Below are 19000 nucleotides of genomic sequence, written 5' to 3' on the forward strand. Positions count from 1 at the left end.
AATTTCCTATCTCGTGTGGGTTCCGCTAAAGTTGTTGAGGTTGTTCACGCACCGCGTGGAGGACACGTAAAACTTCATCTCTGCGTAACGTCGGTACCGCCTACGGACGGCCGGCACGTCACGCGCAGGATAAAATTCAAGGGTTGAACCGGCGCGCCACCAAGCGGCGCGTGTCTGAACTGCCCGGTGACTAGAAAAGGAGCCAATCATGGCCGTTAAGATCAAGCTGCAGCGTATGGGTAAGATCCGCAACGCTGAGTACCGTGTCATCGTTGCTGATGCACGCACCCGTCGCTCCGGCAAGGCTATCGAGAACATCGGTATCTACCAGCCGAAGCAGGAGCCGTCCCTGATTCAGATCGATTCCGAGCGCGCTCAGTACTGGCTGGGTGTCGGCGCACAGCCGACCGAGCCGGTTCTCGCACTGCTCAAGGTGACCGGTGACTGGCAGAAGTTCAAGGGTCTGCCGGGCGCAGAGGGCACCCTGAAGGTTGCTGAGCCGAAGCCGTCCAAGCTGGACCTCTTCAACGCTGCACTGGCTGAGGCCAACAACGGCCCGACCATCGAGGCTATCACCGAGAAGAAGCGCAAGGCCAAGGAAGAGGCCGAGGCTAAGGCTGCCGCCGAGAAGGCTGCTGAGGAAGCCGCTGCTGCTGAGGCTGCTAAGGCCGAGGAAGAGGCTGCTAAGGCTGAAGAGGCCGACTCCGCTGAGGCTGAGGAGTCCGCAGAGTAAGTTCTACTCGGCTAAAAGATTAACCCCGCTGACCTGTAGGTCGCGGGGATTATCTAGTTTTTCGGCCGTGGGAGGCGGACCTCCAGAGGATTTTCGAAGTCCAACCCGCGGACAGCGGAGGCAATAACCGACTGCGCCATAGCTTCCACCTTTTCCTCCGGTAGCGATCCCAAATGACCGCTGAGGCACAAGACTGTGAAACCGTGCACCGTGGACCATCCGGCTAGGCAATTCTGCATCATGTGCTGCCTATTGGGTTCCTGGCCAATCGAGCGCGCGTACTGTGCCATGTAGCCGTAGAAATTGAACATGGCTTGTACACGGGGGTCTTCGCCGGGCCCCTCAGCCGCGGCTACGAGCCCGGCCGGAATATCAAAGCTGCTCGCGGCCATCATGCACATAAAGAAGTGCGGCTCTTCCAAGGCATGGTGGAAGTAGGTGAAACCGGCCGCCATCATTTTGTCAATGATGGTGCCCTCCGTCGTTTCGAAGGTATCGCTGAGCTTGGTGATGAGTTCGTAGGTGGCGACGGTCCCGACGGCGTCGAGAAGCGCGGCTTGGTCCTTGAAGTGACGGTAGGCGGCTGTCGGGGAGACGCCGACCGCGCGCGTTGCCGCGCGAATCGTCACCGCCTCCGGTCCACCTTCCCGGCCGAGCTTGATGGCCTCCCGGAGGATCTCTTCATGCAAATTTCCATGGTGATACGGCTTCGAACTACTCACAATAAAAGTATCGTACTAAAAGTCTAGACATTCGCGCCAATGTTCGGCGTTAACATGGTGAGCAGCATGAGTGCAGGTTGATCGCTGCAGGACACCGCATGTGGTATGCGCGCCGGAAGGTGCACGATTTGTCCGGGAACGAGCAGGTGCTCTTCTTCTCCGCAACTAAAAGTCACCGCTCCTTGTAGCACTTGGACAGTGATAGGGTGCGCGGCTTTGTGGTCGGGTAGGTCTTGTCCAGGTAGGAACGAAAAGAGGATGAGGTTCGCACCATCGGCGCTGAGGACCCGCTTAACGGCTGGTCTGGGGCGCGATGGGTTCGGTTCAGGCGCCTCATCGAGCAGGTTTAGCGTTGTGAGGGCGGCGCTGTTGTGGGAGGCGTCGCCAAAGGTGGTCACATCATTGATCGGAAGCTCAGTCATGCCGCCCCAGCGTAGCCCGTTAAGCTAGCAGGCATGGAACTACTCATTGGTCGCGTGGTGAAATCCCACGGCATTAAAGGCGAGGTCTCCGTCGAGGTGACCACCGATTCCCCTGAGACCCGATTCGCCGTCGGCGAGGTTCTCCACGGCACACAAGGCAAGAAGGAACACGAACTCACCATCGCTGCGGTGCGCGCCCACAAGGGGCGCCTGCTCATCACGTTCAAGGAAGTCCCGGACCGCACGGCCGCGGATTCCCTGCGCGGCACCCAGTTCTTCGCCGAACCCCTGGATGACCCGGAAGACGACGGCTTCTATGACCACGAGTTAGAAGGTCTGCGCGTTCTCCTTGATGGTAGTGAGGTGGGCGAGGTGACCGGCGTAACGCACGGACCCACGCAGTCCCTCCTTGAAATCACTCTCACCGAAGGTAAAGAAGCGCTCGTTCCCTTCGTGGAGGAGATCGTGCCGGAGGTTGATTTGGAGGCGGGGACCTGCACCATCACCCCGCCGGAAGGGCTGCTCGACCTATGAGGATTGACGTTCTCACCATTTTTCCGGAGTACCTCGACCCGCTGCGCCACGCGCTGCTGGGCAAGGCCATCGAGCAGGGAAAGCTTGCGGTGGGCGTGCACGACCTGCGCCAGTGGGCCACCGACGTGCACAAATCCGTCGACGATTCCCCCTATGGCGGCGGCCCAGGGATGGTGATGAAGCCTGAGGTATGGGGGCCCGCGCTTGACGACGTCTCCTCCGGCACCGCCTCCACCCAGGACCTGCAGAGCGCTTTGCCGCATCTGAGCAAGCCGCGCCACGACGACATCCATGGCGTCGAGGCACGCTCCTATGGCGAAAGCGAGAATTCGGACAAGCCGCTGCTTATCGTGCCGACTCCCGCGGGAGCGCCTTTTACTCAGGCCGATGCGCAAGCGTGGTCCGCGGAGGAGCACATTGTCTTTGCGTGCGGGCGCTACGAGGGCATCGACCAGCGCGTCGTCGACGATGCGCAGCAGCGTTACCGCGTACGCGAGGTCTCCATCGGTGACTACGTGCTCATCGGCGGTGAGGTAGCTGTGCTGGTCATCGCCGAGGCCGTCGTGCGCCTTATTCCTGGTGTGTTGGGGAACCGGCGCTCGCACGAAGAGGATTCTTTCTCCGATGGCCTGCTGGAGGGGCCCAGCTACACCAAGCCGCGCGAGTGGCGCGGCCTCAAGGTCCCGGACGTGCTGACCTCTGGTGACCATGCCCGCGTGGACCGGTGGCGCCGCGAGCAGTCGCTGGCGCGAACATGGCAGCGCCGCCCAGAGCTGCTGGACGCGGCAGAGTTAAGTGACAGCGATCGCGCCTACCTGGAAACCCTAAAGGAGGATTGAGATGGACGTGAGTACTGACTTGTCAATACTTATGACTGAGGCTGAATGGAACAAGGTCCTCAAAGACATGCCGCAGCGCCTGCACGAAGGCGGAGTCGAGCCACAGGACATCAACGCCGAGGTCGTGTCATTTACCTGCGAACCCGACAACATCTTGGTCAATGAGTACATGGATAAGCACGGCCAGCCGCCGGTGAGCGAACACGTGTGGCGCGTCATCGTCAACGGCGCCTCTGAACTGCCGCTGACCAAGGTCACCGCCGCCGTCGCGGAGTGCTTGCCGCCGCACACACTCTGGTACGGAACCTCAGAGATTGGTCACACTGAGTTTGGCCTGGGCACTTCCTGCGCGTGGCAGGGCGGGGTATAGGGTGAGAAGGTCTTAAGTCCCCGACCCAAAAAGAGGTTTTGTGAATATCGCAGCCACCATCGCTGGAGAGCTGGGCGTCAAAGAACAGTTTGTCGAAGCCGCCCTCAAGCTCATGGCGGAGGGTAACACCGTTCCGTTCATTGCCCGTTACCGCAAGGAAGCCACCGGCGGGCTGGATGACTCCCAGCTGCGTATCATCGAGGAACGCTCGACGTACCTGCGTGAGCTGGAAGAGCGCAAGGAAACGGTGCTCGCTGCGATTGAGGAGCAGGGCAAGCTTACCGATGAGCTGCGCGCACTGATCCAGGGCTGCGAGACCAAGGCGCGCCTGGAGGATCTGTACCTGCCGTATAAGAAGCGCCGCAAGACCAAGGCGGATATTGCGCGCGAGGCAGGACTGGAGCCGCTGACGGACAAGCTCATCGAGGACCCCTCGGCGGACCCGGCCGAGCTGGCGGGGGAGTACCTCACCGAAGGTTTCGAGGAAACGAAGAAGGCCCTCGATGGCGCCCGCGCCATTCTGGTGGACCGCTTCGCACTGGATGCGGATCTGGTGGGCGAGGTGCGCGAGCGCATGTACACCAGCGGTTCCATGAACGCCAGCGTGGTCGAGGGTAAAGAAACCGAGGGCGCGAAGTTCAAGGACTACTTCGAGTTCTCCGAGCCTTTCGAGAAGCTTCCCTCGCACCGCATTTTGGCGCTGCTGCGCGGCGAAAGCGAGGGCGTTCTGCACCTCAACCTCGACGCAGGCGATGACGCCATGTACGAGGGCATGATCGCAGACCGCTTCGACCTGGACGTGTCTACCTCACGCTGGCTTGCCGACGCCGTCCACTGGGGCTGGCGCACCAAACTCTCCATCTCCTCGGGCCTCGACGTGCGCATGCGCCTGAAAGAGAAGGCCGAGGAAGGCGCACTCAAGGTTTTCGCCACCAACTTGCGCGACGTTCTGCTGGCGGCCCCAGCGGGCCAGCGCGCGACGCTGGGTTTGGACCCGGGCTACCGCAACGGCGTCAAGTGCGCGGTCGTCGACCCGACGGGTAAGGTCCTTGCCACCACCATCGTCTACCCGCACCAGCCGCAGCAGAAGTGGGCCGAGGCGGTGAGAGAGTTGGCGTCGTTAAGCGCGGCTCATTCGGTGGACCTTATGGCGATTGGTAATGGCACTGCTTCGCGTGAGACGGAGAAGCTTGCCGGTGAAGTCGCGGACCTCATCGCGCAGGCGGGTGGGAAGCGGCCGAACCCGGTCGTGGTCTCGGAAGCCGGCGCGTCGGTGTATTCGGCTTCGCAGCTGGCAGCCGATGAATTTCCCGACATGGACGTCTCCCTGCGCGGCGCGGTCTCGATCGCGCGCCGACTGCAGGACCCGCTGGCGGAACTGGTGAAGATTGACCCGAAGGCGATTGGCGTGGGGCAGTACCAGCATGACGTCAACCAAGTCGCACTTGCGCGCACGCTCGATGGCGTGGTGGAAGACGCGGTGAATGGCGTCGGCGTGGACCTGAATACGGCGTCGGCCCCGTTGCTCGAGCGCGTGGCCGGCGTGAACTCCACGATTGCGGCCAACATCGTGGCCTACCGCGATGAGAATGGCACGTTTGCCTCGCGCAAGGAGCTGAAGAAGGTGCCGCGCTTGGGGCCGAAGGCCTTCGAACAGGCGGCGGGCTTCCTGCGCATCAATGGCGGTAAGGACCCGCTGGATGCTTCGGCCGTGCATCCGGAGGCGTACCCGGTGGTGGCGCGCATCGCGGAGAAGACCGGTCTGGGGGTGTCGGAGCTCATCGGCAATTCGCGAGTGTTGACGACGCTGTCGCCGGCAGACTTCGCCGACGAGACCTTTGGTGTTCCGACGGTGACGGATATCATCGCGGAGCTGGATAAGCCGGGCCGCGACCCGCGCCCAGAATTCAAGACGGCTACCTTCAAGGAAGGCGTAGACAAGGTCTCGGACTTGAAACCGGGCATGATTCTGGAGGGTACCGTGACCAACGTTGCGGCCTTTGGTGCCTTCATTGACGTCGGCGTGCACCAGGATGGTCTTGTTCATGTCTCCGCGATGAGCCACAAGTTCGTCTCTGACCCGCACGATGTGGTCCGCTCGGGCCAGGTGGTGAAGGTCAAGGTCATGGAGGTCGACGTGGAGCGCCAGCGCATTGGCTTGTCGCTGCGGCTTGACGACGAACCCGGCCAGCCCGCCCCCAAGCGCCGCAACGGCGGTGGGCGTTCCGAGGGGCGCGGCGGCCGCTCCGACCGTCGCAACTCCCGCCGCGACGGTGGGCGTGGCCGCTCGGACCGCGGCGGCGGTGGTTCGATGGCCGATGCCCTCAAGAAGGCCGGCTTCTAAAGTTCACCTAGTTGCGCACCAAACCCCCTGACTGTTCAAACGGTTGGGGGTTTGCGAGTTTTCAGCGGCTTCTTCTGTACGGACGGTGGGTTGGACAAGCCCGTGGGGTGGAGCGATCGCCGAAGGCGCGGAGGACCTCGCAAACGTTGAGGTTTCCGCGTGGCGCAAGGCTGAGTCCGCCGAGTTAAGGGGGTCGGGGTGCCGGTTCGGCGTGCGGACGTGTGCGGTTAAGCTGCGGCGAAGATTATTCGTGCGGCGGCGCAGTGGTGGGTGGTGATGGGCGTATGTCCGGCGGATCGGGTGGTTGGCTTGTAGGGGTGCTCGTCGGGCTTGCGGCCTGTCGATTTACGGCTTCTTGGTAGGCCGGCTGCGCTGTAATCGGCGTTCCCCAGGGCGGGATGTAGTCAACCGGTCCTTTCAACCGAAAGACGTAGCCTCTGCCGGTCGGGCTTGTCGGGTCATCGTCGTTGATGCCATTGTGGTAGGCGCACAGCATGGTTAGGTTGGGCGGATTGGTTTCCCCGCCCGCTTGCCAGGGGACGATGTGGTGGACTTGGCAGTAATCGGCTGGCTTGTTGCAGTCTTCGATCGCGCAGGTGGGGTGCTCCGCGCTGGCCATGATGCGCTGCTCGAGGCTGGCAAAGCGCGAAAGCCGGTGCAGCCACACCGGGCCGATGGTGGGGTGGACTAATGTGGCGTAGCCAGTCTCGGCGAATTTGTAGGTGAGAAACTCCGCGCCGCTCATGCGCCCGCCGTTGGTGAGTTCGAGCTCGATGTCGTCGCCGTCGTGGCGGATGATTTTGTCAAGCTCGTCGAGTGTTATCACGACGTTTGTTCCCACTGCCGGCCGAGACCCCACTCCTTCTTTAAAGAAGACCTGGCGGGTGGCGTCCAGGAGGTCGGTGGGGTTAATGGACTCCAGGGTGCTGCGCATGGTGGAGATGTTGAGCGCGGAATCAGTAACCGTGAGCGAGTAAGGACCATTCTTGCGGTAAGTCAGCCGCACTCCTGGTGAAGGCACGCGTTTCGGTTTGAGTTCCTTCACTCGCTGCGCCGCCACTGAAGGCACCCGTTCCGAGGGCACGGAGGCGAGCGCGACGCGCAAATTCCAGACGTCAACCTGCTTCTTCAGCTTCGCGGTGTAGGACTCAATCAGGCTCAGCGTGGCCAGGTCGTGGCCTTGGCGTTGGGCCGCCTGGCGGGCGGTGCGCTGCTTGCCGGTGAAGCGGGTATCGCCGAAATAGATGGCATGAAGCGACGCCAGCTCCTCCGCATCGCCGTGCGAGGCGCCAAGTGCGCGCAAGCTTTCGGGTGTGCTGGTTGCTGCTTCCACCAGCGCAATCCCCGAGTTGCGAAGGCGGATGTAGGTTTCAATATCCCCCATGTGCACAGAGCCTAAAACAGGCCACGCGGCCCCGCAACCGGAGAAGAAAACGCCCTGCCTACAGGCTGTAAAGGGCAGGGGCTTGCCGGATGAAAGCCCGATTCGAATGCGCTCGCCCGCCCGTCACAGGGGAGTGCTGGGTGATGTAACTCAGGTGGTGCGCAGCGCGGCACAACGAGACGAATGGCTATAAGTTCACAATGTCAACTTAATCGGTGGTATGTTTGTTGAAACAAATGACTTAGTGGCCTCGCTCACGTTTGGGTGTCTAGCTTTAATGGCTGGATAAACGAATAAAAGCGGACCTGAATCATCACGTCAAGGAGGCGGGCATGAGCCGTGGGGATGAATCCAACCGGGAAGCAGGGGCGAATAGCGCTTCGCGCAGAATGCCGCACGAGGGGAGCGCTGCTACCCAGAACGCGGCAGGCCACGACAGCGAGGCCATGGGGTGGCACCGCGTCCTCGATTGGCGCCCCACGAGTACCTTGTCGCGCGTGCTCATCGTCTTCCTTCTCGTAGCACCCATCGTCATCGCGGGCACCATGATGTGGGCGATGTGGGACCCCTCCAAGTACATGCGCAACATTGACTTGGCGGTGGTGAATGAGGACGCGGGCGTCGAGAAGCAGGGCACCTACACCAACTATGGTGACCAGGTTGTGGAAGGCCTGATGGAGACGCAGTATCTGAATTTCGCTGAAGTCAGCAAGGGCGACGGGGATGAGGGTCTGCTCAAGGGCAAATACCTCATGGTGGTGACCATCCCGAAGAACTTCTCGGAGCAGGCCGTCACCATCATCAGCGATAAGCCGGTTAAACCGGAGATTCATGTCGCCACGAATGATTACTACGGCACGAATGGTTCAGTGATTTCTTCCAGCCTCATCCCGCAGGTGCAGACCAGCGTGGAGAATGCAATTTCCAAGAAGTATGCCGATCAGGTCATCGAGGGGCTCAACAAACTCAGCGATGGTCTGGGCACCGCAGCCGAGGGCGCGGGCCGGCTCGACGAAGGCGCTGGGAGGCTGCAGGAAGGCGGCGGGCGCGCGGTCGAGGGAATCGCCAAGCTGGACGCCGGCGCGGGCGATCTCAACAACGGTACGGGCCAGCTGCTGGACGGCACGAACCGCCTGAATGACGGCGTAGGGCGCCTCAGCGATGGCGCCGCGCAGCTCGATGATGGTGCCGCGCAGCTTGCCGACGGCTCCGACAAACTGCTTGCCGGCACCGGACGCCTGGCGGATGGCGCGGGCCAAATCGATGGGGGCGTCAACCAGCTCACCGGGATGCTCATCCCGGTGCTCAAGCGGGCGCAGTCCGTGGCCCCGGCGCTGCTGCAGCTTGTCGACGTCCTCTGCGGCCTCGGCATGCACCAGCAAGCTGAGCAACTCTATTCCCTGGTGTCCAAGCTCGACCCGGCCGCCAGTGGAAACATGGTGGCGCAACTGGAGAAGCTCTCCGCCGGCACCGGCCAGCTCTACTACAACCTGTCCGATCCCAATTCGGAATACCTGGGCGGCATGATGGCGCTCAATGACGGCGCGCACCGCTTGTCCGATGGCTCGCAGCAGTTGCGGGCAGGCGTCGGCGAGCTGAGCAACGGCGCCGCCCAGCTGCAGGACGGTGCTTCCCGCCTGCATGAGGGCACCGGCACGCTGAAGGACGGCACGAGCCAGCTGGCCGCCGGCGGCACGGAGCTCAAGGACGGCATGGACCAGCTCAAGGCCGGCTCCAATGAATTGGCCACCAAGCTTGCCGACGGCGCCGCCAAAGCCCCCTCCATTACCCAGCCGGATACGTCGGCGCAGAACATGGCCGTGCCCATCAACTTCACCTCCTCTAACCTCCACCCTGTACAGACGGTGGTCAGCCCGGTTGACCCGACCGAGAAGAACATCACGGGCGGCGCCTCGCTGCTCTTCGTTCTGGTCTTTGGCTTCCTCGTCATGCTGCTGCTGGCGATGACGCTGCCGTACTACCTGGGTCGTCGCGGCGAGTCGGCCACGAGTCCGGTGCGTGGCATTCTGGCAGCCTTTGGCGTGGTGGCGGGTCTGAACTTCTTGGTCTTGGCCTTCATAGGCGTTATGTCCTCCACGATGGGCTGGAGTCCTGCCAGCTGGCCGATGATGCTGCTCGTCATCGCAGCGATTGCCGCCGTCGGCGCGGCGACCTACCAGTTCTTCCTCGTAACCTTCGGCCGCAAGATTGGTGCTGTCTTCGCCGTCGGTGCTTTTGCCTTAGGCGTCATGGTCTTCGGCGGCGTGTGGCCGGTGGCGGCTATTCCGCGGCCGTTGAGCATGCTGCATCCTTTCCATCCGATGACCTATGCGAAAAACGCCTTTACCCGCGCCACCGACGGTATCCACGACGGCACCTTCTGGGCGGGCATTGCGGTGCTGTTCATCGTGACCGCCTTGGCACTGGTGGCCTCTTGCGTGATTTTCCGGGCTCGCCACCATGGCACCGCGCGCATCCTTGACGAGCACCTCTTCCGCACTCCGGCGGTGGCTGGCGCCTAATAGCCGTGTGCTGCGAGCCCACCGGGAAGGTTGCGTAGCTCGATGCCCATGTCTGCAGCGAGGTCGGCGTAGCGCAGGACAAAGCCAGCGCTGCGCCCACCGGAGGGGCAGGCCACGTAGACCAGTTCGGAGGCGCACGAAGTCAGCGCACGACGCACGGAATCATCATCGGTGACGGTATGCCAGGGCAGTGTCACCGCGGCCTCTGGAAAGTTGGGCTCCTCGGAGATATCGAGGAGGGCAGCATGACCGGTGACAAGTTCCGGCGGCAGGGTGTGTCGGGCAGGTAGGGCAGTAACGAGGGAGCGGTCGGGATCGGCGTCCACCCGCAGCGTGCGGAAGTTACCGGGGAGCGCGTCGTAGGAGGTTACGCGCCCGACCATGTCCCGATGATCTGGGAGTGCGCCGAGCGTGGCGACCGCCGCGGTGGCCATGAGCCCTGCAATCACCGACGTCGTTGCGCCCAGCACCCCGGCCGTCGAGCACTCGAGAGCCTCGCCGTTAGGCGGGGCGGGGAAGAGATCACGCAAGCCCACGCCGCGCCCGTCAGCACATGCATTGCCGGAGTGCCACAGCGCGGCCTGCCCGCCGTAGCGCAGCACGGTTCCCCAGGCCAGCGGGGTAGAGGTGAGCTCGCAGGCATCGGCGACGAGGTATTTCGTGTCGAAGGTATCGGAACCGTCGAGGACGAGGTCAGACCCTGCGCAGAGGTCAAGAACGGTGGAGGAAGTCAGCCGCGCGTTGAGCGCGGTGATCTGTAGCTCGGGGGCAAGCTCGCGGGCGCGCGCAGCGGCCACCTCTGCCTTGGGCTTGCCGACGTCCCCCGCACCAAACAGCACCTGCCTGTGCAGGTTGCTGATATCGACGGTATCGGAATCAATAATCGTGATGCGCCCGATGCCAGCCGCCGCTAGCTGCTGGAGGGCCGGGCAGCCCAGCCCGCCGGCGCCCACGACGAGCACGTGCGCGGCATTGAGCCGCTCCTGGGCCGCGTCACCGAAGCCGGGTAGAAGGCGTTGGCGCGCGGTGCGGGCGAGTTCATCTTTGCTGAGCATAGGTCCCTCTCGCGGCGGCGATCAGTGCCACAGGTCTAGAGAACTTGGTCGGCCCAGGAGGCTAGGCCCTCGAAGGTGGAGGATGCCTGGGCATGTTCGCGCTGCGGGATGCGCCCTGCACTTCGGGCTAGTCGTCCCGCTTCGACGGCGTGGCGCATGGCGGTGGCCATGGCCTCGGGATCCTGGCAGCGGTTGACTGCGCTGGCGAGCAGCACACCGGAGCACCCGAGCTCCATGGCGAGGGTGGCATCGGAGGCGGTGCCGATGCCGGCGTCGACAAGCACGGGCACTGAGGCGCGTGAGCAAATGAGCTCGAGGTTGTGCGGGTTGAGGATTCCCAGCCCAGTGCCGATGGGAGCGCCCAGCGGCATGACGGCCGCAGCGCCGGCATCTTCGAGGCGCTGGGCGGCCACGGGATCGTCGCTGGTATAGGCCAGCACGGTGAAACCTTCGGCGCTCAGGAGCTCGGTGGCGTCGAGGGTCTCCACGACATCGGGCAGCAGCGTGTGTTCATCAGCGATGACCTCTACTTTGACCCACGTCGTGCCCAGCGCCTCACGGGCCATGCGGGCGGTGAGGACGGCTTCGTGCGCGGTGCGACACCCGGCGGTGTTGGGGAGTGGGGCAATGTCTAACCGACGCAACAGGTCGAAGATGCTCTCACCACCACGGGTACCAGCGTGGCGGCGCATGGCCACGGTAGTCAGCTCGGTTCCGGAGGCGACGAGCGCACGCTCAAGGGCGTCGTGGCTCGTGGCCCCTCCGGTGCCCATGATGAGGTGGGAAGAAAAGGTGGTATCGGCGATGGTCAGCATTTAACCTCCTTGGACTGCGGTGAGGATTTCCACGGCTGCGCCCTCGGTGAGTGTGGTGGACTCCCACTGTGAGCGGGGAACGACCTGTTCGGCCACGGCCACCGCGGTGCCGTCGGCGGCAATGCCTTTTTCTTCCAGCAGCTGGGCGACGGTATCGGCCGCCGTGTCATAAGGGTGGCCGTTGAGGATGAGGATCATTGTTGCTCCTTGAGGTGTCGCAATGGGTTACAGGCCGCGAGATCGATGCTGGGATCGGTTCCTTCGATGAGCTCGCGGGCACAGCGCGCGGCCAGGGCCGTGAGCAGGATGCCGTGGCGGAAATAGCCGGTAGAGATAATCAGCCGGTCGCTGACGCGGCCAAGATAGGGAAGGTCATCCGGGGTGCCGGGGCGAGCTCCCGCGCTGGCCTCGAGGAACTCGCATTCTTCGACGGCGGGGAGGACGCGGATGGCGTCGCGAAGCAGCGAGTAGACGCCGCCGGCCTGGGCCGTGGCAAGAGTGTCCTCGCGGGTTGTAGCGCCAACCGCCAAGGTTCCATCGCCGCGCGGGATGAGGTAGATGGGGCGGTCCTCCACGAAGCCGCGCACCACGCGGGTGAGCAGCGGCTGGAGCTCTTCCGGTACGCGCAGGCGCAGGATATCGCCGTACACCGGGCGCAGGTGGAGCGGGGACTGTTCAAGCCCGGCCGAGGCAGCCCACTCGATCTCGCGTGCTCCCAGGCCTGCTGCGAGCACCACCTGTTCAGCTTCGAACTCGCCGACGGCCGTCGTGACCACGCCCGTGTCAGCATTGATTGACTGTGCTGCCGTGCGGAAGAAACGCACACCGAGCGCTTGGGCAGCGCTGAGCAGTGCAGCTGTCCATTGACGGGGGAAGACCTGAGTGTCACCCGGGATGCTCACCGCAGCAGCCAGACGTGGCGAGAGCAAAGGTTCCGCGCGCCGGGCTTCGCGCACGGTGATGCGCTCGACCTCCATACCGTGGAGGGACTGATAATCCGCTAGCTCGGTGAGGTGCTGAGCATCCGCGCGATCAGCCGCGACGACGAGGGTCCCTTCGGCGCGGTAGCCGGTGGGGACCTCGGTGTGCTGAGCCACGAGATCGATAAGCTCCGGGTACCACGCGCCGGAGGCACGCATCAGCGGGAAGAGTGGATCCTGCTGGTAGACCACCTCTGCGGCGGGGGCGAGCATGCCGCCGGCATAGTGCGAAGCCCCAGAGGCCGGGGCCGGATCCAAGACCGTGACCTCATGGCCCTGGGCGGCCAGTTCCACGGCGGTGGCCAGGCCAATGACGCCCGCGCCGACAACGATGACTGAAGAATCAGAGCTAGTACTCATCGCGCACCTTCGTCGAAACCGGACAGCAGCTCGCGGCAATAAATTTCCGGGTCATCGGCATGCATGATGCCGCGCACGACGGCTAGGCCGGCCACGCCGGTTGCCGCAAGATCGGCTGCATCGTTGGCGGTGACATCCCCGATGGCCACGAGGGGGACGCGGGAGAGCTTCACCAAATCCGGGTAGGCATCAAGCCCCAACGGGGTGCGCCCGGAGTCTTTCGTCGGTGTGGCGCGGAACGGGCCGCAGCCGATGTAATCAATCAGGTCTGCTACTTCGTTGGCGGCCTCGACTAACTCGCGTGTGCCGGTGGTCAAACCGATAATCGCGTCCGGCCCCAACAGCGTACGGGCAGCGGCCACGGGCAGATCATCCTGGCCGATATGCACGCCGTGCACCGGCTCGCCAGCGTGGCGGAGGGCGGCGGCGACGTCGACGCGGTCGTCGATAAGCACGCGCGTTTTTGGGTTGGCCTGCTCCACCGCGCGGGCCACGTCGCGGCCTAAGTGGTAGAGGTTGCGGGCGGAAATCGGCTTGGAACGAACTTGTACCACCCCGGCGCAGCCCCGGGCCGCAGCGGCAGCGATGCGCACGACGTCCTCATGCGAGCCCGCGCCCGTGACGAAGTAGCAGCGAAGATCAGGCATGTGTGGTCTCTTCTTCCTGATAGAGCTGTGAGCCCTGGGCCTTGAACTCCTCCGACATCTGCTTCTCGCCCGCGCGGGCAGCTGCCACGACCTCCGGATCGATGGCTCCCTTGCCCGGGAAACTTGGCATACCAAGGGAGTCGGAGAAGGTATCCCGAATGTCCTGGCTGATGCGCATGGAACAGAACTTCGGCCCGCACATGGAACAGAAGTGCGCGGTCTTCGCCGGCTCCGCGGGCAGGGTCTCATCGTGGTAGGCCTGCGCGGTGTCTGGGTCGAGGGAGAGCGCGAACTGGTCGTGCCAGCGGAACTCAAAGCGGGCCTTGCTCATCGCATCATCCCAGGCGCGCGCCCCTGGGTGGCCCTTGGCCACGTCGGCCGCATGGGCGGCGAGCTTGTAGGTAATCACGCCGGTCTTCACATCATCGCGGTTGGGCAGACCCAAGTGCTCCTTCGGGGTGACGTAGCACAGCATGGCTGTTCCTCCCATGGCGATGTGCGCCGCACCAATGGCGGAGGTGATGTGGTCATAGCCCGGGGCAATATCGGTGACCAGTGGGCCCAGCGTGTAGAAGGGCGCATCCGAAGCCCAGTCCTGCTCCAGCTCGTTGTTTTCTTGAATCATGTTGAGCGGGACGTGGCCCGGGCCTTCCACCATGACCTGGACGTCATACTCCCAGGCGCGCCGGGTGAGCTCACCGATGGTCTTGAGCTCAGCGAATTGGGCGGTGTCGTTGGCATCCGCCAGCGAGCCGGGGCGCAGGCCATCGCCCAATGAGAAGGCGACGTCGTAGCGCGCGAAGATCTCACACAGCTCATCGAAGTTCTCGTAGAGGAAGGACTCCTTGTGGTGTGCCAGGCACCAGCCCGCCATGATGGAGCCGCCGCGGGAGACGATGCCGGTGACGCGGTCCGTGGTCAACGGCACATAGGGCAGCAGCACGCCGGCGTGAACGGTCATGTAGTCCACGCCCTGCTCGCACTGCTCGATAACGGTATCGCGGAAGATTTCCCACGTCAGGTCCTCAGCTACGCCGTTTACCTTTTCCAACGCCTGGTAGATGGGCACGGTGCCGATGGGCACCGGCGAGTTGCGCAGAATCCACTCGCGCGTGGTGTGGATGTCATCGCCGGTGGAGAGGTCCATGACGGTGTCCGCGCCCCAGCGGGTGGCCCAGCGCAGCTTCGACACCTCTTCCTCAATGGAGGACGTCACCGCGGAGTTGCCGATGTTGGCGTTGATCTTGGTGAGGAACTTCCGCCCGATGATCATCGGCTCCGACTCCGGGTGGTTCACGTTATTGGGCAGGATGGCGCGGCCGCGGGCGATTTCGGAGCGCACAAACTCCGGGTCGCAGTGCTCGCGCAGGGCCACGAACTCCATCTCCTTGGTGATGATGCCCTGGCGCGCGTAGTGCATCTGGGTGACGCGCTTGCCTTCCTTCGCGCGCAGCGGCTGGCGACGCTCACCCTTCCACTCCTGCGAAGCAGCACCGCGGCGCTCGGCGGAGCGGCCGTCATCGGCGAGGTTGCGGGCACGGCCCTCGTACTTCTCGACGTCCCCGCGCTCTGCAATCCACTCCGCGCGCAGCGCCGGCAGGCCTACCTCGGGCTCGCACTCCGGGCCGCGGGTGCGGTAGATGCGGAAAGGTTCATTCGGGCCGGTAGGGGAATCATCCAGCTGGATCTCGGTCTCCGGTACCTCCAGGCCGTGCTCCCGTATGGGGGAGTAGGAGTGCTTGGGGTGGATCTCGCCGGAGTCGGTGGACTGGATGGGGTTATGGGTAGCCGTCATGGCTGCTCCTCTCTTCCTTCGCTGGTGCTAACCAGACAGGTTCAAACGGTGCAGGCGCGGTATCAGCGCCACTCTCAGCCCACTTCCCGTGGGCACCCGTGGGGTATCAGTGCGCCACCCACCTTAGAGCCCGCAGTAAGGAGATGTCAGGCGTTTGGCACAATTTGTTCTGCGGGGGTGGGGTGTGGAAAGATGGCGATGTTCTGTGTAATAGGCACGAACCGGTCAGCTGCCGCGAGGTGGCGCTAGGGTCCTCTGTCTTAAACTGAAAAGGAAAACACCAATGGCAAACCTCATTGACAAGGTTGATGCAGCTTCGCTGCGCGACGATATCCCGTCCTTCCGCCCGGGCGATACCCTTGACGTCAATGTCAAGGTCATCGAGGGCACCACCGAGCGTACCCAGCTCTTCAAGGGTGTCTGCATCCGCCGTCAGGGCGACGGCATCCGCGAGACCTTCACCGTGCGTAAGGTCTCCTTCGGCATCGGCGTTGAGCGTACCTTCCCGGTTCACTCCCCGAACATTGCCTCCATCGAGGTAGTTCGCCGCGGCCGTGTCCGTCGCGCCAAGCTGTACTACCTGCGCGACCTGCGCGGCAAGAAGGCCCGCATCAAGGAGCGCCGCTAATCTACGGCGCGTCACAGCCCTTCGCCTTTCTCTCATCGCGAGGAATGGCGAAGGGCTTTTGTGATCCACGTTTGGCGGCAAAAAGGGATGTCAACACCACGCCGCGGACCCGCAAGGCCCGTGAGCTTAAGGTGCATTGCTAGGATTTAGCCCGTGGAAAAAGAAAACGACATTACTGAAGGTCCCCAGGAAGTTGGGGGAGAGACGTCGGAAAGCACGGCGCCCCCAGCTGAGGAAAAGAAGCAGATGCCCTGGTTGCTGGAGACGGCCCTCGTGGTGGTCTCTGTGCTCGCGGTCGTCGGCATTTTCCAGAACTTTGTGGGCCGGCAGTACGTCATCCCTTCCGGTTCCATGGAGCCGACGTTGCATGGCTGTGAAGGCTGCAATAATGACCGCATTTTTACCGAGAAGGTTTCGTATTACGGCGATAACAGCCCGGAGCCCGGTGATGTCGTGGTGTTCAAAGGCACCCCGGACTGGGACAGCAATTGGGTATCCCCGCGTTCCGATAACCCGGTCATCCACCGCATTCAGGACGCCCTGAGCTATGTGTCGCTTACCCCGCCCGATGAGAACACGCTGGTCAAGCGCGTCATTGCCACCGGTGGTCAGACGGTGTCCTGCCAAGAAGGGGATCCGGCAGTCATGGTGGACGGCAAGCCTATTGAGCAGGACTATGTGCAGGATCCACCGACCTATCGCGTTGATGAAACCACTGGTTCCTATGCCTGCGGCGGCGCGTACTTTGGCCCTGTGACCGTGCCGGAGGGCAATATCTGGGTGATGGGAGATAACCGCACGGCCTCCGCAGACTCGCGCTATCACATGCAGGATGAGTACCAAGGAACGATCCCTCTGGAGAACGTTCGCGGTAAGGTCATGTTCGTCTTCTTCCCCTTCAACCGCATTGGTGGAGTCGATGACCCGGACATCCAGTCCTAGAGTCCGCGATATTCTGTCGGCGCTAGCAGTCACCTTCGTGGCGCTGGCGCTGATTCAAGCTTTCGTGGGAAGGCTGTACCTTATCCCGTCTTCCTCCATGGAGCCCACCTTGCACGGTTGCCCGGGATGCACGAATGATCGCATCGCCGTGCAGAAGGTGAGCTACTACTTCAGCGATCCACGTCCCGGCGAGGTAGTGGTCTTCGCTGGTCCGGAATCCTGGAACACATCTTTTGAGGTCAAGCGTTCCCGCAATGTGATTGTGCGCGGTGTCCAAAACATGGCTGCCGTCGTGGGGCTAGCACCCAACGGCGATAACATTCTGGTCAAACGGGTCATCGCGACTGGTGGCCAGACCGTGTCCTGCCAGGAAGGGGATTCGGCCGTCATGGTGGACGGCAAGCCCACCAACCAGGACTTTGTCCTTGACCCGCCGGAGATACCCGTCGATGAGCGCACAGGCTCGCTGGCCTGCGGGGGTGCCTACTTTGGGCCCGTCACCGTTCCCGAGGGGCACCTGTGGGTCATGGGGGATAACCGCACAAATTCCTTGGATTCGCGCGCACACCTAGGCGATAAGCTCCAGGGCACCGTTCCAGTGGAGAACGTGCGCGGGAAGGTTGCTGCCGTGGTGGTGCCGATTAGCCGTGCGCACACTATCGAGGACATGTCCCTCTAACCGCTATGCGCCGTCTGAAACAGAAAAGGACCTATGAGGTTGCGCTCTCCAAAGCAGGGCTGGGGCCTGTCGCCGGGGTGGATGAAGCCGGGCGCGGAGCTTGCTGCGGACCAGTGACCATCGCTGCGTGCATCTTGCCGGATCGCATCTTGCCCGGCTTGGAGCGGCTTGATGATTCGAAGAAGCTCACGCCGGCGGCCCGGGAAAAGTTGGAGCCGGTGATCAAACGCCGCGCGCTGGCCTGGTCGGTGGTGCACATAGGCGCGAGGGACATCGATGCCTTTGGCATTCAGCACGCCAACTTGTCAGGGATGCGCCGTGCGGTGGCCCAGCTGGGGATCCGTCCGGGCTACGTGCTAAGCGACGCCCTCTTCGTCCCCGGCCTACCTGCCCCGCAGCTGCCGATCATCGGTGGCGATACCGCCGCGCGATGCATCGCCGCGGCCAGTGTTTTGGCCAAAGTTTCCCGGGACCGCCTCATGGTGGATGCGGCGAAGCAATACCCGGGCTATGCTCTGGAAACCCATAAGGGCTATGGCACAGCTGTGCATCAGGAGGCCATCGCCCGGCTGGGGGCGACGCCTGAGCACCGCATGAGTTATCGCAATGTTGCTGAAGCTCATGCGCGATTCCTCGCGCGCGCCTGAAGGCTTAGGCGGCAAGTGCGAACTAAGCTGGTGCTCAATCTGTGACACCGTGATCCCGGGTAATTGTGAGCGAAGGAGAAGCACACCGTGAGCGCTGAGGAACTCGATAACTACGAGGCTGAAGTCGAGCTGTCGCTGTACCGCGAATACCGTGATGTGGTCAGCCAATTCTCCTATGTGGTGGAAACAGAACGCAGGTTTTACCTGGCCAATGCGGTGGAGCTCATCCCGCACACATCGGGCCCTGACGTCTACTACGAGGTCCGCATGTCCGATGCGTGGGTGTGGGATATGTACCGCTCGGCCCGCTTCGTGCGCTACGTCCGTGTTATCACCTACAAGGACGTCAACATTGAGGAACTGGACAAGCCGGATTTTGTTCTTCCGGAATAGAACTCTAGGAAAGCGTTCTGGATTAAAGAAGGCGGGGAACGCCACGTTGGTGACCCCGGACTAGTTATCCACAGATTTGCGGTGGCGAGGCATTAAGCCCTCGCCATATTGCAGTTAATGGGGTGTTCTGGAAGTGCCGTAAGGGGTGTGCGGCACGGGGATTTTCTTGTGTCGTGCTTACGGCGTGTT

General features: G+C 62.9%; 20 protein-coding genes and 1 riboswitch. Of the genes, 11 read left to right on the forward strand and 9 right to left on the reverse strand.

What is annotated here, in order from left to right; genetic code table 11:
• Window positions 1-208: 208 nt before the first annotated feature.
• Window positions 209-733, forward strand: a complete 525-nt coding sequence (rpsP, locus tag HMPREF2537_RS06940) for a 30S ribosomal protein S16 (RefSeq protein WP_046648030.1) — start codon at window positions 209-211, stop codon at window positions 731-733.
• Between the two features lie 53 nt (window positions 734-786).
• On the opposite strand, the gene HMPREF2537_RS06945 is transcribed toward rpsP, so the two are convergent.
• Window positions 787-1455, reverse strand: a complete 669-nt coding sequence (locus HMPREF2537_RS06945; RefSeq protein ID WP_070526927.1) for a TetR/AcrR family transcriptional regulator — start codon at window positions 1453-1455, stop codon at window positions 787-789.
• Window positions 1456-1478: 23 nt separating this feature from the next.
• Window positions 1479-1877 (reverse strand): cupin domain-containing protein, encoded by a 399-nt coding sequence (locus HMPREF2537_RS06950; protein ID WP_070526931.1) that lies wholly within the window; start codon window positions 1875-1877, stop codon window positions 1479-1481.
• Window positions 1878-1910: 33 nt separating this feature from the next.
• Here HMPREF2537_RS06950 and rimM point away from each other — a divergent pair, with 33 nt between their 5' ends.
• The 4 genes from rimM to HMPREF2537_RS06970 are packed head-to-tail and all read left to right on the forward strand — an operon-like array spanning window position 1911 to window position 5964.
• A complete protein-coding gene (gene rimM, locus HMPREF2537_RS06955; RefSeq protein WP_070526934.1) occupies window positions 1911-2411 on the forward strand; it encodes a ribosome maturation factor RimM in 501 nt (166 codons plus the stop codon).
• Window positions 2408-3250, forward strand: a complete 843-nt coding sequence (gene trmD / locus HMPREF2537_RS06960; RefSeq protein ID WP_070526936.1) for a tRNA (guanosine(37)-N1)-methyltransferase TrmD — start codon at window positions 2408-2410, stop codon at window positions 3248-3250. Before rimM ends, trmD begins: the two co-directional genes overlap by 4 nt.
• Window position 3251: 1 nt before the next feature.
• A complete protein-coding gene (locus HMPREF2537_RS06965) occupies window positions 3252-3620 on the forward strand; it encodes a hypothetical protein (protein WP_070526939.1) in 369 nt (122 codons plus the stop codon).
• A gap of 40 nt (window positions 3621-3660) precedes the next feature.
• A complete protein-coding gene (locus HMPREF2537_RS06970; protein WP_070526942.1) occupies window positions 3661-5964 on the forward strand; it encodes a Tex family protein in 2304 nt (767 codons plus the stop codon).
• A 244-nt stretch (window positions 5965-6208) separates the two neighbouring features.
• Here the strand turns inward: HMPREF2537_RS06970 and HMPREF2537_RS06975 are convergent, their stop codons facing one another.
• On the reverse strand, window positions 6209-7348 hold the full coding sequence (locus HMPREF2537_RS06975; protein WP_070526948.1) for an HNH endonuclease signature motif containing protein: 1140 nt from the start codon (window positions 7346-7348) through the stop codon (window positions 6209-6211).
• 332 nt (window positions 7349-7680) lie between these two features.
• Between HMPREF2537_RS06975 and HMPREF2537_RS06980 the strand changes: the two genes are divergently transcribed.
• Window positions 7681-9870, forward strand: a complete 2190-nt coding sequence (locus HMPREF2537_RS06980; protein WP_070526953.1) for a YhgE/Pip domain-containing protein — start codon at window positions 7681-7683, stop codon at window positions 9868-9870.
• On the opposite strand, the gene HMPREF2537_RS06985 is transcribed toward HMPREF2537_RS06980, so the two are convergent.
• The 6 genes from HMPREF2537_RS06985 to thiC form a co-directional block, all read right to left on the reverse strand.
• Window positions 9867-10925: a ThiF family adenylyltransferase gene (locus tag HMPREF2537_RS06985; protein ID WP_070526956.1), complete on the reverse strand. Its 1059-nt coding sequence runs from the start codon at window positions 10923-10925 to the stop codon at window positions 9867-9869. The two genes, HMPREF2537_RS06980 and HMPREF2537_RS06985, sit on opposite strands and share 4 nt — an antisense overlap.
• A 35-nt stretch (window positions 10926-10960) precedes the next feature.
• Complete coding sequence (locus HMPREF2537_RS06990; protein ID WP_070526959.1) at window positions 10961-11740, reverse strand: thiazole synthase; 780 nt, start codon at window positions 11738-11740, stop codon at window positions 10961-10963.
• Window positions 11741-11938, reverse strand: coding sequence for a sulfur carrier protein ThiS (thiS, locus tag HMPREF2537_RS06995; protein ID WP_070526963.1), 198 nt, complete (start codon window positions 11936-11938; stop codon window positions 11741-11743).
• Window positions 11935-13080, reverse strand: coding sequence for a glycine oxidase ThiO (thiO, locus tag HMPREF2537_RS07000; RefSeq protein ID WP_070526966.1), 1146 nt, complete (start codon window positions 13078-13080; stop codon window positions 11935-11937). Before thiO ends, thiS begins: the two co-directional genes overlap by 4 nt.
• Window positions 13077-13727 (reverse strand): thiamine phosphate synthase, encoded by a 651-nt coding sequence (locus HMPREF2537_RS07005; protein ID WP_070526969.1) that lies wholly within the window; start codon window positions 13725-13727, stop codon window positions 13077-13079. The genes thiO and HMPREF2537_RS07005 overlap by 4 nt, the downstream gene beginning before the upstream one ends.
• Window positions 13720-15522 carry a phosphomethylpyrimidine synthase ThiC gene (gene thiC, locus HMPREF2537_RS07010; protein WP_070526972.1) on the reverse strand — a complete coding sequence of 601 codons (1803 nt, stop codon included), beginning with the start codon at window positions 15520-15522 and terminating at the stop codon, window positions 13720-13722. Before thiC ends, HMPREF2537_RS07005 begins: the two co-directional genes overlap by 8 nt.
• Window positions 15518-15632, reverse strand: a riboswitch (TPP riboswitch). Its footprint overlaps the gene before it by 5 nt.
• 173 nt (window positions 15633-15805) lie before the next feature.
• Here thiC and rplS point away from each other — a divergent pair.
• The 5 genes from rplS (at window position 15806) to HMPREF2537_RS07035 (ending at window position 18811) form a co-directional block, all read left to right on the forward strand.
• On the forward strand, window positions 15806-16150 hold the full coding sequence (gene rplS, locus HMPREF2537_RS07015; RefSeq protein WP_010190405.1) for a 50S ribosomal protein L19: 345 nt from the start codon (window positions 15806-15808) through the stop codon (window positions 16148-16150).
• 153 nt (window positions 16151-16303) lie between these two features.
• A complete protein-coding gene (gene lepB / locus HMPREF2537_RS07020) occupies window positions 16304-17092 on the forward strand; it encodes a signal peptidase I (RefSeq protein WP_070526975.1) in 789 nt (262 codons plus the stop codon).
• Window positions 17070-17771 carry a signal peptidase I gene (lepB, locus tag HMPREF2537_RS07025; RefSeq protein ID WP_070526978.1) on the forward strand — a complete coding sequence of 234 codons (702 nt, stop codon included), beginning with the start codon at window positions 17070-17072 and terminating at the stop codon, window positions 17769-17771. The genes lepB (HMPREF2537_RS07020) and lepB (HMPREF2537_RS07025) overlap by 23 nt, the downstream gene beginning before the upstream one ends.
• A gap of 5 nt (window positions 17772-17776) precedes the next feature.
• The gene (locus HMPREF2537_RS07030) at window positions 17777-18418 is read left to right on the forward strand and encodes a ribonuclease HII (protein ID WP_070526981.1); all 642 of its coding nucleotides are present in this window, start codon (window positions 17777-17779) and stop codon (window positions 18416-18418) included.
• Between the two features lie 87 nt (window positions 18419-18505).
• Window positions 18506-18811 (forward strand): DUF2469 domain-containing protein, encoded by a 306-nt coding sequence (locus tag HMPREF2537_RS07035; protein ID WP_005528899.1) that lies wholly within the window; start codon window positions 18506-18508, stop codon window positions 18809-18811.
• Window positions 18812-19000: the final 189 nt, after the last annotated feature.

Source organism: Corynebacterium sp. HMSC074E01, from assembly GCF_001808885.1.
Classification (GTDB): domain Bacteria; phylum Actinomycetota; class Actinomycetes; order Mycobacteriales; family Mycobacteriaceae; genus Corynebacterium.

Coding starts and splice junctions, on each gene's coding strand:
- rpsP (WP_046648030.1), top strand. CDS start 209: ATGGCCGTTAAGATCAAGCTGCAGCGTATGGGTAAGATCCGCAACGCT.
- HMPREF2537_RS06950 (WP_070526931.1), bottom strand. CDS start 1,877: ATGACTGAGCTTCCGATCAATGATGTGACCACCTTTGGCGACGCCTCC.
- rimM (WP_070526934.1), top strand. CDS start 1,911: ATGGAACTACTCATTGGTCGCGTGGTGAAATCCCACGGCATTAAAGGC.
- trmD (WP_070526936.1), top strand. CDS start 2,408: ATGAGGATTGACGTTCTCACCATTTTTCCGGAGTACCTCGACCCGCTG.
- HMPREF2537_RS06965 (WP_070526939.1), top strand. CDS start 3,252: ATGGACGTGAGTACTGACTTGTCAATACTTATGACTGAGGCTGAATGG.
- HMPREF2537_RS06975 (WP_070526948.1), bottom strand. CDS start 7,348: ATGGGGGATATTGAAACCTACATCCGCCTTCGCAACTCGGGGATTGCG.
- HMPREF2537_RS06980 (WP_070526953.1), top strand. CDS start 7,681: ATGAGCCGTGGGGATGAATCCAACCGGGAAGCAGGGGCGAATAGCGCT.
- HMPREF2537_RS06985 (WP_070526956.1), bottom strand. CDS start 10,925: ATGCTCAGCAAAGATGAACTCGCCCGCACCGCGCGCCAACGCCTTCTA.
- HMPREF2537_RS06990 (WP_070526959.1), bottom strand. CDS start 11,740: ATGCTGACCATCGCCGATACCACCTTTTCTTCCCACCTCATCATGGGC.
- thiS (WP_070526963.1), bottom strand. CDS start 11,938: ATGATCCTCATCCTCAACGGCCACCCTTATGACACGGCGGCCGATACC.
- thiO (WP_070526966.1), bottom strand. CDS start 13,080: ATGAGTACTAGCTCTGATTCTTCAGTCATCGTTGTCGGCGCGGGCGTC.
- HMPREF2537_RS07005 (WP_070526969.1), bottom strand. CDS start 13,727: ATGCCTGATCTTCGCTGCTACTTCGTCACGGGCGCGGGCTCGCATGAG.
- thiC (WP_070526972.1), bottom strand. CDS start 15,522: ATGACGGCTACCCATAACCCCATCCAGTCCACCGACTCCGGCGAGATC.
- rplS (WP_010190405.1), top strand. CDS start 15,806: ATGGCAAACCTCATTGACAAGGTTGATGCAGCTTCGCTGCGCGACGAT.
- lepB (WP_070526978.1), top strand. CDS start 17,070: ATGACCCGGACATCCAGTCCTAGAGTCCGCGATATTCTGTCGGCGCTA.
- HMPREF2537_RS07030 (WP_070526981.1), top strand. CDS start 17,777: ATGCGCCGTCTGAAACAGAAAAGGACCTATGAGGTTGCGCTCTCCAAA.